We start from the raw sequence: 12,841 nt of genomic DNA, 5'->3' as shown, positions 1-12,841 counted from the left end.
GATCGAAATTCATGGCTCACGCCGATCCATGAATGTCGTTTGGTCCAGGGACACCGATCCGCGACCGGCGCCCATCGATGCGTGTGATTGATCCTTGCGGCGATAACCCGTTGTAAGCCGAATTCTTTTTCAAGCGCGAGCCGGTTTTCAGAATTCAATTGCTATCTAAGTCTATAAGATAAGTGGACTTTAATCCACGGCCCCCGGATAGGGCTGGCAATCGAGGCTGTGCCCTCTGTTCAAAGGATTAAGTCGCCATGCGAAATCTGATTTCCGCCGCCCTTGTCGGGTTTGCCGTAGCCGCAACGTTCGCTACGGCGCACGCCGACGACAAGAAAGTCGTCATCGCCTATCAGACGGGCGCCAATCCCTACAATCTTGGTATCGCCAATGGCGATCTCGCCAAGAAAACCGGCTGGGACATCGAATTTCGCCGCTTCAATTCAGGCGCCGACATTTTCGCCGCCATCGCATCCGGCGACGTCCAGATCGGCGATGTCGGGTCGAGTCCGTTCGCCGCGGCCGTCAGCAAGGGCATCGACGTGAAGGCGTTCTATATCTCGTCGGTCTCCCGCGACGGTGAGGCCCTGGTGGTGAGGCCCGATATCAAGTCGCCCGCGGACCTGCGGGGCAAGAAGCTCGCCGCCGCGCCGGTCTCGACGGACCACTACCAGCTTCTCGCCGTCCTCAAGCAGGAAGGCATCTCCGAGAAGGAAACCCAGGTCATCGCCATCCCGCAGCCCGAGATCGTCGCGGCCTGGAAGCGCGGGGACATCGACGGGGCCTTCGTCTGGGATCCGGCACTTTCCGAACTCAAGAAGAACGGCAAGGTTCTGCTCACGGCCGGCCAGGTCGCCGACCGTGGCGCTCCGACCTTCAGCGCACTGGTCGTGACCGGCGCGTTCGCCAAGGCCAATCCCGACTTCCTTGGCCAGTATGTCCGGCTGATCGATGGCTACAACACGGCCTACCTGAGCGACCCGGCCGCCTGGGGACCGGACTCCGAGAGCGCCAAGGCGATCGCCAAATTGCAGGGCGGCACGGCGGCCGAGAATTCGGAGCAACTGAAGACGACGGTGGTTCCGCCACTCGAAGATCAGGTGTCCGACAAATGGCTGGGCGGTGGTGAGAAGAGCGCCGTTGCGAAAATCCTCAGGGACACCGCGGGCTTCCTGAAGGACCAGCACAAGATCACCGCCATCAAGGACAGCTACGCCGCGGCCGCCGACCCGCAATATGCGGAAGCCGCCAAGGCTTCGAACTAGAAATCCTTCAACTGTATTCGGTTCTGGCTGGCGGCAGTCTCGCCAGCCAGACTGCCTGGAGGCCAACCATGCTTCGAATCCGCGACGCCAGCGTCACCTTTCCAGCCTCGGACGGCCAGGACGTCCACGCGCTCGATCACGTCTCGCTCGACATCGCTCCGGATTCCATTGTCGTCGCCGTCGGTGCTTCCGGATGCGGCAAGTCGACATTGCTCAACGCGATCGCCGGCTTCCTGCCGCTCAGCGAAGGCTCGATCACGCTGGACGGAAAAGAGATCGTTGCACCCGGGGGCGATCGTGGCGTCGTCTTCCAGAAAGATACGCTGTTGCCTTGGGCCAATGTGCTGGACAACGTTGCTCTCGGCCTGAAATACCGGGGCGTGTCGCGCGACGAACGCCATGAGCGGTCAAGGCGCCTGCTGGAGCTGGTCGGGCTCGCCGATTTCGCCGAAAAGCCGCCATACGAACTGTCCGGCGGCATGCGCCAGCGGGTCGGCATCGCGCGGGCGCTGGCCACCGATCCGAAGATCCTGCTGATGGACGAGCCGTTCGGCGCCCTCGACAGCCTGACGCGCGAGACGATGCAGCAGCTTCTGGCCTCGGTCTGGGCCAAGACCGGCAAGCAGATCCTGTTCATCACCCATTCGATCGAGGAAGCCCTCACGCTCGGCACGACCATCGTTGTGATGTCGCCGCGGCCAGGCCGCATCGTCGCCCGGTTCGACGCCGATTTCGTGCGCGAGTTCGCGCAGAGCGGCGATATCGGGCCGATCCAGTCCCATCCGCGTTTCATCGAACTGCGGCAGGAAATCCGCTCGCTCATCCACCAGCCGGAAGGCGCCCGCACAGGAACCTTGCAATGACGCTTGCCGCCAATTCCCCAACCACGTTCCCGATCTCGAGCGCAAGGCGCGAGCCGGGCTCTCGGCCGCGCCGGTCCGCATCGACAAGCACGCTCGGCATCAGCCTCGTCACGCTGGCCGCGCTGATCGCGTTGTGGTTCCTCGCCGCGCATTTCGAATGGGCGTCGCCGCTGTTCCTGCCGTCGCCCGCCGAGGTGCTGACCCAGTTCAGCGCCGTCTGGGCCGACGGTTACGCCAACGGCACGCTCCTCGAACACACGCTGGCCAGCCTTGGCCGTATCGCCGCGGCGCTCGGCGTCGGTATTTTCCTGGGCATTCCGCTCGGCCTGCTGATGGGGCTCAATCGCTGGGTCAAGGGTATCTTCAGTGTGCCGATCGATCTCTATTGGGGTCTGCCGCCGCTCGCCTACCTGCCGCTGCTGATCATCTGGCTGGGCATCGGCGAGACTTCCAAGATCGTGCTCCTGTCGCTGTCGACCTTTGCTCCGATCTGCTTTGCCGCACAGGCCGGTGTCCGCTCGGTGCCCGTTGAACGGATCAATGCCGCGCTGTCGCTGGGTGCGAGCCGGCTGCAGCTGTTCACGAGCATCATCCTGCCGTCGGCATTGCCGGAGATCATGACCGGCCTGAAGATTGCCATCGGCGCCGGATTGTCGACGCTGGTCGCGGCCGAGCTGATCGCGGCGCAGTCGGGGCTTGGCTACATGATCATGTCGGCGGCCAATTTCCTCGCCACCGACGTCGTCTTCGTCGGTCTCATTGTCATCGCCGTCCTTGCCTTCGCCTTCACCAGCGGCATGCGCTGGCTGGAGCACCGCCTCATCCCTTGGAAGGGCAAGCTCTGACGCCTGCCCGTCCGCACATCCCTCATCACTGAAGGAACAATTCCGATGTCCAGCAACACCCGCCCGCTCGACCTCTACTGGTACCTGCCGACCCATGGCGATGGACCGTATCTTGGCACGGACGAGCGGCACCGCCCGGCAACCTTCGGATATCTCAGGGAGATCGCCCAGGCCGCCGACCGGCTTGGCTTCAAGGGCGTTCTGCTGCCCACCGGCACGCGGTGCGAGGACGCCTGGATCGTGGCGGCCGGACTTATCCCGCTCACCGAACGGCTCAAGTTCCTCGTGGCACTTCGGCCGGGCAGCGGAACACCAGCCCTGTTTGCGCGTCATGCCGCTGCATTGGACCGCATTTCCGGTGGCCGCGTCCTGCTCAATGTGGTCGCTGGCGCGGATCCTGCCGACCTCGCCGGCGATGGCAACAAGCTCAGTCATGACGAGCGCTACGCGCAAGCCGATGAGTTCCTGACCATCTGGCGGCGAATCCTTTCGGGTCAGCCGGCGGATTTCGAGGGCAAGTATCTTTCTGCCCACGGCACCGACATTTCCTTCCCGTCGGTCCAGCAGCCCCACCCGCCACTCTGGTTCGGAGGCTCTTCCGACGCCGGCATCGCGATCGCCGCCAAGCACGTGGACGCCTATCTGAGCTGGGGTGAACCGGTGGACCAGCTTGCCGAGAAGATTGATCGCGTCAGAGACGCCGCGGCGGCGCAAGGCCGAACGATCCGCTTCGGCCTTCGCATCCATCTGATCGTGCGCGAAACGGAGGATGAAGCCTGGGCGGCCGCCGACCGGCTGATCAGCCACGTCACCGACGACCTGATCGCCGAAGCCCAGAACGGATTTGTCCACATCTCGGAATCCGTTGGGCAGAAGCGCATGTCCGCGCTTCATCAGGGCCGGCGCGACCGGCTGGTTGTCGGTCCGAATCTGTGGGCCGGACCCGGGCTGGTGCGCGGCGGTGCGGGAACGGCGCTGGTCGGCAATCCCGACAATGTCGCCGCGCGGATTCGCGAGTATCAGAAGATCGGCATCGAAACGATCATCGCGTCCGGTTATCCGCATCTGGAAGAGGCGTTCAATGTCGCCGAACTGCTTTTCCCCAAGCTCGGGCTAAGCAGCGAAGCCGCACCCGCGGAGCGCAGCTGGGACGTCGAGTTCGGGCGCGGCGTGCGCCCCAAGGTCGCCGCGACCGCTTCGTGAAGTGCTGCCAGCTGCCGCGCCAGGTCGGCGTCGACATAGGCGACGCCGCGCGGTGCCTCGAGCGGCGGAATTCGGGCGCCATCGGCCTGGGTTGGATCAGCCCGTCGGCCGGTTGGATCAGGCTTGCGTGAGGGCCATGGACCGGAAAATTCCCGGCGGCTCGGAACATACTGGATGTGTCGCGCAATTGGCGCGGACTGTGGGCGCTCCCACTGCTAGCCGTTCGGCAGCAGTGGGGGGACTTCCGTGACAATAAAGCTGTTGCTCGGCCCGCCCGCAGCGCCTGCTGGCGCAGGATATTGCGGGCGATCTTCATGCGGCCAGCAGAAGAGCGAGATCATCGGGTCCAGGTCAGGAATCCATCATTTGAGCGCTCCGCGGGTGATCGCGGGCGACGAGATGATGTGGGCGCGAGGGTGCAATTCCGGTTCAGTTGCGAAGTGCAAGCGATCCTTGTTTAGATCTTCTCTCTTCTTAAGAGGGAGCTAATTTAGATTTTTAAGAAGAGACTAAATTAGACGTTGTTCTGTCGCGCAAACGTCACAGATTGAACTTTACTAAGCAGTGTTAGCATTTTGGTAGCTCTGGAGACTATAGATGTCTTGCGGGGCAGTAACATTCGTGCTGCGTTCGGCTCTCGGGGAATCAGGGATCAAGGGCATGGTGGGGCAAATTCTGGCGCGTGATCGGCTGCTGGCCGAAGGGCGCAAACGCCTTCTGGCGGGCGCTTCCACGGCAGTGCTGCCTCTCACCGCTCTTGCGACGGTCCTTGCTGTCGCCCTTGCGCTGGGCACCGCGCCCGCTTGGGCCGATGGCGGCAATGGAGCCCCCGTGGGTGCCGGACAAGGTGGCGTGGATGGCGCGTTGGCGGGCGCCACGGGTCAGAATGCCGCCAATGGCGCGACCGCCGGCGGCGGTGGTGGCGGCGTCGACCTCACGACGGGCAACGGCGCGCCGGGTGGTTCGGGAGGGACAGGCACGACATTCAACGCCCCAAACGGCGTTCCAGGCGCGACCGGTGGCACGGGCCAGGTCATTTCCACGAGTGGGACCATCTCCACCAGCATTAGCGGCGGGACTGGCGCTCCTGGCCCCAATGGCGTGAACGGCTCGCTCCGGGGGGGCGGCGGCGGCGGTGGCGGTGTCGGCGTCAGTGCCACGGCGAACACTGTCGTAACCGGCAGCGGATCGGTCACAGGCGGCAATGGCGGCATTGCGGGCTCCTTCTCCAATGGAGGTGGCGGCGGCGGTGGCGTCGGCGTGTTTTCGTCAGCCAATGTAACCGTTGATGCCGGCGGCAGCGTCACGGGCGGCACTGGCGGCCGAGGCGGCACTCAGAGCGGCGGTGGCGGCGGCGCGGCCGCCATCGTCCTGACCGGCGGCGGAACGGTCCAGAACAGCGGACATCTGCTTGGGGGAACAGGCGGAAGAACCCTCTTGGCGGCGGGCGGCGGCGACGGCGGAGCCGGTGTTCTCCTGCTTTCGGGCGGAACGGTCATCAACGGGACGGGGGCGACGATCGTTGGCGGGACTGGCGGTCAGGCCGGAGCGACCGGGACGGCCGGCGATGGCGGCGCGGGGATCAAGGGCGCCAACATCGCCATCATCAATGCGGGCACGATCAGCGGCGGCGCCGTCGGTGCGGGTGGTGGAACGCCGGTAGCCGGTAAAGCCATCGAGTTCACCGGCGGAGTCAATTCGCTGGAAATTCAGGCCGGCTCGACCATCGCGGGCAATGTGGTTGCCTTCAGCACCGCCGATACTTTCAAGCTTGGCGGCGATACCAGCGCCAGTTTCGATGTGTCCCAGATCGGCCCTGGCGCCAAATATGACGGGTTCGGGTTTTACGAGAAGACCGGGAACAGCACGTGGACGCTGACGGGGGCGACGACCGCCGTCACCCCCTGGACGTTGACCGGCGGTATCCTGCAGATCTCGAGCGACAACAATCTGGGCGCGGCCTCGGGCGGCCTGACCTTCAATGGCGGCACGCTGGAAACCACCGCCGACATCACCAGTGCCCGCACCATCGCGCTGACGGGGGGCGGAACGTTCCTGACCGATCCCGGCACGACCCTCACGCTCAGCAATGTCATCTCCGGCGCAGGCGGCCTCACGAAAGCCGGCGGCGGCACGCTGGTTTTGACAGGCGCCAACACCTACACGGGCGGCACCACGATCACCGCCGGCACGCTGATCGGCGATGCCGCTTCGATCCGTGGCGATATCGGCAATGCCGGCACCGTCGTGTTCGACCAGGCGGCGGACGCCAGCTTTGCCGGGGATATCTCCGGCACCGGCACGATGGTCAAGGACGGCGCCGGCACGCTGACGCTAACCGGCATCTCCGTGCTCGACTGGACCATCGACCAGGGTGGCCTCGTCTCGGCGGCCGAGCGCTTCGGCGGCGATGTCTCGATTGGCGCGGGCGCCTCCTTCACCTTCGACCAGGTCGCTGACGCTAGCTATGCCGGCGTGCTCTCGGGCGCCGGCACCTTCGTCAAGGACGGCCTGGGCATTCTGGTGCTCTCCTCGGACAACTCGGCCTTCAAGGGCGCCACGTCGGTCAGCGGCGGCACGCTTGCCGCGGGGGCGGCGAACGCGTTCAGTTCCTCCTCGCAGTTCTCCGTCGCCTCGGGCGCCACGCTCGATCTCGCCGGCACCTCCCAGACGCTTGCCGGGCTGACCAACGCCGGAACGGTGCGCATCGCCGGCGGCGGCCTCGGCAACACGCTGACCATCAGCGGCGATTATGCCGGCAATGGCGGCACCGTCGTCCTCAACACCGCGCTCGGTGGTGACGGTTCGGCGACCGACATGCTGGTGATCGCCGGCGGCACATCGGGCACGGGCACGCTCCAGGTCGTGAATTTCGGCGGCGCGGGAGGCCAAACGGTCGAAGGCATCAAGATCGTCGACGTCGGCGGCATCTCGAACGGCACCTTCTCGCTGAAGGGCGACTACACTTTCGAAGGCGATGCGGCGGTCGTCGGCGGCGCCTACGCCTACAGGCTCTACCAGGGCGGCACGAGCACGCCCGCCGACGGCGACTGGTATTTGCGCTCCGCCCTGATCAATAAAGTCGGACCCGAAACTCCGCTCTATCAGGCCGGCGCACCGCTCTACGAAGCCTATGCGGGCGTATTGCAGACCTTCAACCAGCTGGGCACGCTGCAGCAACGGCTCGGCAACCGATCCTGGACCGTCGAAGCACAAGGCACCGATGGGATCTCCGACGAGGTAAAGGCCGAGGCCGGTATCGGGCTGTGGGGCAGGATCGAAGGCACCAGCGGCTCCTACGATCCGGAAAGCTCAACCACCGCAACGACTTACGATACCTCGACCTGGAGGCTGCAGACCGGCGCCGACATGCTCCTCTCCGACAGCACGGCCGGTCAGCTCATCGGCGGCGTCGCTTTCCAGTACGGCACGGTGTCCGCCGACGTCTCGTCGGTGTTCGGCAGCGGGTCGATCGATACCACCGGCACCGGCGTTTCCGGCTCGTTGACCTGGTACGGCGCGGAAGGCTTCTACCTTGACGGCCAGGCACAGGTGATCTGGTACGACAGCAATCTCGACTCGGCGACCGCCGGACAGCGGCTTGTCGACGGCAATAACGGCGTCGGCTACGCGCTTGGCGTCGAAGCGGGCAAGCGCATCATGCTCGATCCGAGCTGGTCGCTGACGCCGCAAGCGCAGCTTGCCTGGTCGTCCGTCGATTTCGACTCCTTCACCGACGCCTTCGGCGCAAGAGTTGCCTTGGGCAGCAGCGACAGCCTGCTCGGCCGCCTCGGCCTCTCGCTCGACCACCAGTCTCAGTGGCAGGATCGCACGGGTCGCACCGGCCGCACGAATGTCTACGGCCTCGCCAACCTTTATTACGATTTCGAGGACGGCTCATCGGTCGACCTCGCCGGCAGCAGCCTCTCAAGCCGGAACGAGCAGCTCTGGGGCGGTCTCGGCATCGGCGGCACGATCAATTGGGCCGACGACAAGTTCTCGGTCTTTGGCGAAGCCGTCGCCCGGACGGGCCTGAAAGACTTCGGTGACAGTTATGCGCTGACCGGCACGCTCGGCTTCCGGACCAAGTGGTGAAAACAAGCTGGGCATCCAGTATCGAAAGTCGCCATTGGGTCCAAACTCGGCCGCTCAGCCTGGAGCCGGGGCGGGCGATGTCCTCCGGCCGGCGCATCCGCCGCCGCGGCTATTTGTTTCGGCGCAATTCCGGACGGAAAAGCGCTGCGCACTTTTCCCGGAATTGCTTATTGATTGATCTCTGGCTCGACGAGCCTTGCCAGGTTTCTGAGCGACTCCTGCCAGCCGAGATAGCAGGCCTCGACCGGAATGACGTCGGGAATGCCGGCCTGGGTGATGTCGATTTCGGTGCCGACCGAGACTTTCTTCAGGATTACGGTCACCTGGATCTCGCCGGGCAGGTTGGGATCGTCGAACCTGTCGGTGTAGCGCAGGCGCTCATTGGGAATGAGCTCGAGATACTCGCCGCCGAAGGCATGGCTGCCGCCTGTCGTGAAGTTGCGGAAGGACATCTTGAACGTGCCGCCGACCTTTGCCTCGAGGTGATCGACCGTGCAGGTGAAGCCGTTCGGCGGAAGCCACTTCGCCAGCGCGTCCGCTTCGACGAAGGCGCGATAGACCTTCTGCGGGGTGGTCGTCAAAACGCGGTGCAAACGTACGGTGCCGGGCATATCCTATCCTTTCATGATGCCTGTTCGATGCCCCAAGGACGAACGAGGCTTGACCGGTCCGACAGAGGCCCCCAGATTTTTGAGGGCCCGGCCGCAAGCCTGTCCGATTGGCGTACACCGGTTCAGGCTGCTTTGGGACTCGATTTTGCGGCGCCTGGCCCAATCGCCGAAAATGCGGAAGCGGATAGCCATTATGAGGAGACTGTTTATAACGGTCGCTGAGATTGCGATAATCAAGGGGAGACGATGCGCTACATACGTCCGCTTTCAATCGAAGATGCCGTTGGCCAATTGGCCGGATCGGCTGGCACGGCGGCCATTCTCGCCGGCGGCAGCGACCTCCTGGTGAGGATGAAGGGCGGCTTTGTCGAGCCAGACCTGATCGTCGACATCAAGTCGATCGCCGGCCTGAGCGAGATCCGGGAAACGGCCGAGGGCTTCAGCATTGGCGCTGCCGTTCCCTGCGCCGTGCTGGGGGAGAGCGCGGCCCTGAAGAAGGCATGGCCCGGCGTCGTCGAAGCCGCCAAGCTGATCGGCTCCAAGCAGGTGCAGGGACGCTGCACAATCACCGGCAACCTCTGCAACGCCTCGCCGGCGGCCGACAGCGTGCCGGCGCTGGTCGCGGCCGGCGCCAGGGCATCGATTGTCGGGCCGGGGGGCAGGCGCACGATTGCCGTGGCGAGCGTGCCGACCGGGCCTGGCAAGACGTCGCTCGCCAAGGGCGAGATCATCGAGGCGATCCTGCTCGACAAGCGCGCGCCGCGCTCGGGCGATGCGTATCTGCGTTTCATTCCCCGCACCGAGATGGATATCGCGGTGGTCAGCGCCGGCGTCAACCTGACGCTCGACGAACACGGCGTCATCAAGGCGGCCCGCGTGGCGCTGGGCGCCGCGGCGCCGACGGTGCTTCTGGTGGAAGAGGCAGCCGAGGCGCTCATCGGCAGGAAGCTGGACGAAGCAGCGCTCGAGCGGCTCGCCAAAGTCTGCTTTGGGGCCTGCCGCCCCATCGACGACAAGCGCGGCACCATCGAGTTCAGAAGGAAGGTTGCGGGTGTGCTGGCCAGGCGGGCCGCCACTTCAGCCTATGCACGCGCAGGAGGCAAATGATGGCTGGTATAGCAGTCTCGGCCACAATCAACGGCGACAGCGTCGAGTACCTTTGCCAGCCGGACGAGACCTTGCTCGACGTGCTGCGCGATCGGCTGGGGCTGACGGGCGCCAAGGAAGGCTGCGGCACCGGCGACTGCGGCGCCTGCAGCGTCATCCTCGACAACCGGCTGGTGTGCTCGTGCCTGGTGCTCGGCGCGGAGGCCGAGGGCCGGCGCGTCGAGACCGTCGAGGGCATGGCGCATGGCGACAAGCTGCATCCGCTGCAGCAGAAGTTCCTCGAGCACGCGGCACTGCAATGCGGCATCTGCACGCCGGGCTTCCTGATCGCGGCGAAGGACCTTTTGGCCAAGAACCCCGACCCGACCGAGGAGGAAATCCGCTTCGGCCTCGCCGGGAACCTCTGCCGCTGCACCGGCTACGACAAGATCGTGCGTGCCGTCCAGGACGCGGCCACCGTGATGAAGGGAGCCTGAGATGAATTTCGATCCGCGTTATTCCGGGCGTAATTTCACATCCGTCGGCACACGCCCCATCCGCCCCGACGGCGTCGACAAGGTGACGGGCCGCGCCCGCTACGGCGCCGACTTCAACATGGCCGGCCAGCTGGTCGGGCGCGTTCTGCGCAGCCCGCACGCCCACGCCACGATCAGGAAGATCGACACCTCGAAGGCGGAGAAGCTTCCCGGCGTGAAGGCGGTGATCACCGCGGCCGACCTGCCGGACCTCACCGATGGCGATGCCGCCATGTACGACATCCTCGACAACTGCATGGCGCGCACCAAGGCGCTCTATGACGGCCATGCGGTGGCGGCGGTGGCCGCCGTCGACGCCCGCACGGCCAGGCAGGCGCTGAAGCTGATCGTGGTCGACTACGAGGTGCTGCCGCATGTCACCGATGTCGACGAGGCGATGAAGCACCACGCGCCGCTGATCAACGATGCCATCTTCACCGAGGGCCTCGAGGAAAAGCCGGTTAAGCCGTCCAACGTCACCAAGCGCAGCCAGTTTGGCCATGGCGATGTCCACCAGGGTTTCGGCCACGCCGATTTCGTGGTCGAGCGCTCCTTCAAGACCGAGCAGACGCACCAGGGCTATATCGAGCCGCATGCCTGCGTGGCGAGCGTCAGCTCCGACGGCACCGCCGACCTCTGGGTCTGCACGCAAGGCCATTTCGTCTACCGCCAGCACTGCGCCCAGCTGCTTGGCATGGAAGCCTCGAAGCTGCGCGTCACCTCGTCGGAGATCGGCGGCGGCTTCGGCGGCAAGACGCATGTCTGGGCCGAGCCGGTGGCGCTCGCCCTGTCGCGCAAGGCGGGGCGCCCGGTCAAGCTGGTGATGACCCGCGACGAGGTGTTCCGCGCCTCCGGCCCGACCAGCGCCACCTCGATCGACATCAGGATCGGCGCCCGCAAGGACGGCACCATCACCGCCGCCGAGGCGACGCTGCGCTATTCCTGCGGCCCCTATGCCGGCTCCTGGGCCGAGATCGGCGCCATGACGGCGTTTGCCTGCTACAAGCTCGATAACGTCAAGACGGTCGGCTATGAAGTGCTGGTCAACCGGCCGAAGACCGCGGCCTATCGCGCGCCCTCGGCGCCGATGGCGGCCTTCGCGGTGGAAAGCGCCGTCGACGAACTGGCCAAGGAGATCGGCATGGATCCGGTCGAGTTCCGCATCAGGAACGCCGCGCAGGAGGGCACAAGGTCGTCCTACGGCCCGGTCTATGGCCCGATCGGCATCGGCCCGACGCTGGAAGCGGCGAGGAGCCATCCGCACATGAAGGCGCCGCTGGGCCCGAACCAGGGCCGTGGCATGGCTTGCGGCTTCTGGTTCAACTTCGGCGGCCAGACCTGCACCGACCTCAACATCGGCATGGACGGCTCGGTCTCGCTTGCCGTCGGCACGGTCGATGTGGGTGGTTCGCGCGCATCGCTGTCGCTGGTGGCGGCGGAAGAACTCGGCATCGCCTATGAGCATGTGAAGGCGATCGTCGCCGACACCTCCAGCCTCGGCTACAACGACATGACGGACGGCAGCCGCGGCACCTTCTCGTCCTCCATGGCGACGATCTCGGCCGCCCGCAACGCGATCAAGATCCTGCGCGAACGCGCCGCGCAGATGTGGGACATTTCCGTCGACGACGTGGTCTGGGAAAAGGGCCACGCTGTTGCCAGGGGCGAGAAGCACGGCAATCTCGGCAAACTGTCGCTGAAGGAGATCGCCGCCGCTTCCGGCAAGACCGGCGGACCGATCGCCGGCCACAGCGAGCTCGTCGCCGACGGCGCCGGCGTCTCCTTCGCCACCCATATCTGCGATATCGAGGTCGATCCCGAGACGGGCGCGACCAGGGTCATCCGCTACACGGTGGTGCAGGATGCCGGCAAGGCGGTGCACCCGACCTATGTCGAGGGCCAGTACCAGGGCGGCGCCGCGCAAGGCATCGGCTGGGCGCTCAACGAGGAGTATATCTACGGCAAGGACGGGCGGCTGCAGAACCCCGGCTTCCTAGACTACCGCATTCCGGTCTGCTCCGACCTGCCGATGATCGACACGCAGATCCTGGAAATCCCCAACCCCAACCACCCCTACGGGGTGCGCGGCGTCGGCGAGACCTCGATCGTGCCGCCGCTGGCGGCGATCGCCAATGCGGTGTCGAACGCGGCGGGCGTGCGCATGACCCACATCCCGATGTCGCCGCCGCGCATCCTGGCGGCGATCGAGGCGGAACGGGGAGGCTAGGAGCAATTCCAGGAAAAGTGTCAGCGGTTTTCCCGGTAAAAGCGCGTAGCGCTTTCCCTTGGGAATTGCGTAGAACAAAGAGAGAGCATGATGCCGAAAAGTGTGAAGCG

Annotated in this window: 9 protein-coding genes; 8 read left to right on the top strand and 1 reads right to left on the bottom strand. The window is 65.3% G+C overall.

Annotation, left to right across the window (positions count from 1 at the left end; genetic code table 11):
• The first annotated feature begins 257 nt into the window (after positions 1 to 257).
• From OOJ09_RS21275 to OOJ09_RS21255, 5 genes are all read left to right on the top strand, one after another.
• Positions 258 to 1,265: an ABC transporter substrate-binding protein gene (locus OOJ09_RS21275; RefSeq protein WP_269907080.1), complete on the top strand. Its 1,008-nt coding sequence runs from the start codon at positions 258 to 260 to the stop codon at positions 1,263 to 1,265.
• Positions 1,266 to 1,333: 68 nt separating this feature from the next.
• Entirely contained in the window at positions 1,334 to 2,128 is a 795-nt protein-coding gene (locus OOJ09_RS21270) for a taurine ABC transporter ATP-binding protein (RefSeq protein WP_269907079.1), read from the top strand.
• Positions 2,125 to 2,973, top strand: a complete 849-nt coding sequence (locus OOJ09_RS21265) for an ABC transporter permease subunit (protein WP_269907078.1) — start codon at positions 2,125 to 2,127, stop codon at positions 2,971 to 2,973. The genes OOJ09_RS21270 and OOJ09_RS21265 overlap by 4 nt, the downstream gene beginning before the upstream one ends.
• Before the next feature lie 45 nt (positions 2,974 to 3,018).
• On the top strand, positions 3,019 to 4,176 hold the full coding sequence (gene ssuD, locus OOJ09_RS21260) for an FMNH2-dependent alkanesulfonate monooxygenase (protein ID WP_269907077.1): 1,158 nt from the start codon (positions 3,019 to 3,021) through the stop codon (positions 4,174 to 4,176).
• A 660-nt stretch (positions 4,177 to 4,836) separates the two neighbouring features.
• On the top strand, positions 4,837 to 8,271 hold the full coding sequence (locus OOJ09_RS21255) for an autotransporter outer membrane beta-barrel domain-containing protein (RefSeq protein WP_269907076.1): 3,435 nt from the start codon (positions 4,837 to 4,839) through the stop codon (positions 8,269 to 8,271).
• Between the two features lie 167 nt (positions 8,272 to 8,438).
• On the opposite strand, the gene OOJ09_RS21250 is transcribed toward OOJ09_RS21255, so the two are convergent.
• Positions 8,439 to 8,882, bottom strand: coding sequence for an SRPBCC family protein (locus OOJ09_RS21250; RefSeq protein WP_269907075.1), 444 nt, complete (start codon positions 8,880 to 8,882; stop codon positions 8,439 to 8,441).
• 246 nt (positions 8,883 to 9,128) lie between these two features.
• Between OOJ09_RS21250 and OOJ09_RS21245 the strand changes: the two genes are divergently transcribed.
• The 3 genes from OOJ09_RS21245 to OOJ09_RS21235 are packed head-to-tail and all read left to right on the top strand — an operon-like array spanning position 9,129 to position 12,731.
• Entirely contained in the window at positions 9,129 to 9,989 is an 861-nt protein-coding gene (locus OOJ09_RS21245; RefSeq protein WP_269907074.1) for an FAD binding domain-containing protein, read from the top strand.
• Positions 9,989 to 10,465 (top strand): (2Fe-2S)-binding protein, encoded by a 477-nt coding sequence (locus tag OOJ09_RS21240; protein WP_269907073.1) that lies wholly within the window; start codon positions 9,989 to 9,991, stop codon positions 10,463 to 10,465. Before OOJ09_RS21245 ends, OOJ09_RS21240 begins: the two co-directional genes overlap by 1 nt.
• Position 10,466: 1 nt before the next feature.
• The gene (locus OOJ09_RS21235; protein ID WP_269907072.1) at positions 10,467 to 12,731 is read left to right on the top strand and encodes a xanthine dehydrogenase family protein molybdopterin-binding subunit; all 2,265 of its coding nucleotides are present in this window, start codon (positions 10,467 to 10,469) and stop codon (positions 12,729 to 12,731) included.
• Positions 12,732 to 12,841: the final 110 nt, after the last annotated feature.

The sequence above is a fragment of the Mesorhizobium qingshengii genome, assembly GCF_027563465.1.
Lineage (GTDB): Bacteria > Pseudomonadota > Alphaproteobacteria > Rhizobiales > Rhizobiaceae > Mesorhizobium > Mesorhizobium qingshengii_A.
The sequence above is the reverse complement of the archived record's forward strand: the minus strand, read 5'-3'. Positions and strand labels throughout refer to the sequence as shown.

What these genes read in the sequence shown, in the direction of transcription:
- OOJ09_RS21240 (WP_269907073.1), top strand. Translation starts at nt 9,989, where the DNA reads ATGGCTGGTATAGCAGTCTCGGCCACAATCAACGGCGACAGCGTCGAG.
- OOJ09_RS21250 (WP_269907075.1), bottom strand. Translation starts at nt 8,882, where the DNA reads ATGCCCGGCACCGTACGTTTGCACCGCGTTTTGACGACCACCCCGCAG.
- OOJ09_RS21270 (WP_269907079.1), top strand. Translation starts at nt 1,334, where the DNA reads ATGCTTCGAATCCGCGACGCCAGCGTCACCTTTCCAGCCTCGGACGGC.
- OOJ09_RS21275 (WP_269907080.1), top strand. Translation starts at nt 258, where the DNA reads ATGCGAAATCTGATTTCCGCCGCCCTTGTCGGGTTTGCCGTAGCCGCA.
- OOJ09_RS21245 (WP_269907074.1), top strand. Translation starts at nt 9,129, where the DNA reads ATGCGCTACATACGTCCGCTTTCAATCGAAGATGCCGTTGGCCAATTG.
- OOJ09_RS21265 (WP_269907078.1), top strand. Translation starts at nt 2,125, where the DNA reads ATGACGCTTGCCGCCAATTCCCCAACCACGTTCCCGATCTCGAGCGCA.
- OOJ09_RS21255 (WP_269907076.1), top strand. Translation starts at nt 4,837, where the DNA reads ATGGTGGGGCAAATTCTGGCGCGTGATCGGCTGCTGGCCGAAGGGCGC.
- OOJ09_RS21235 (WP_269907072.1), top strand. Translation starts at nt 10,467, where the DNA reads ATGAATTTCGATCCGCGTTATTCCGGGCGTAATTTCACATCCGTCGGC.
- ssuD (WP_269907077.1), top strand. Translation starts at nt 3,019, where the DNA reads ATGTCCAGCAACACCCGCCCGCTCGACCTCTACTGGTACCTGCCGACC.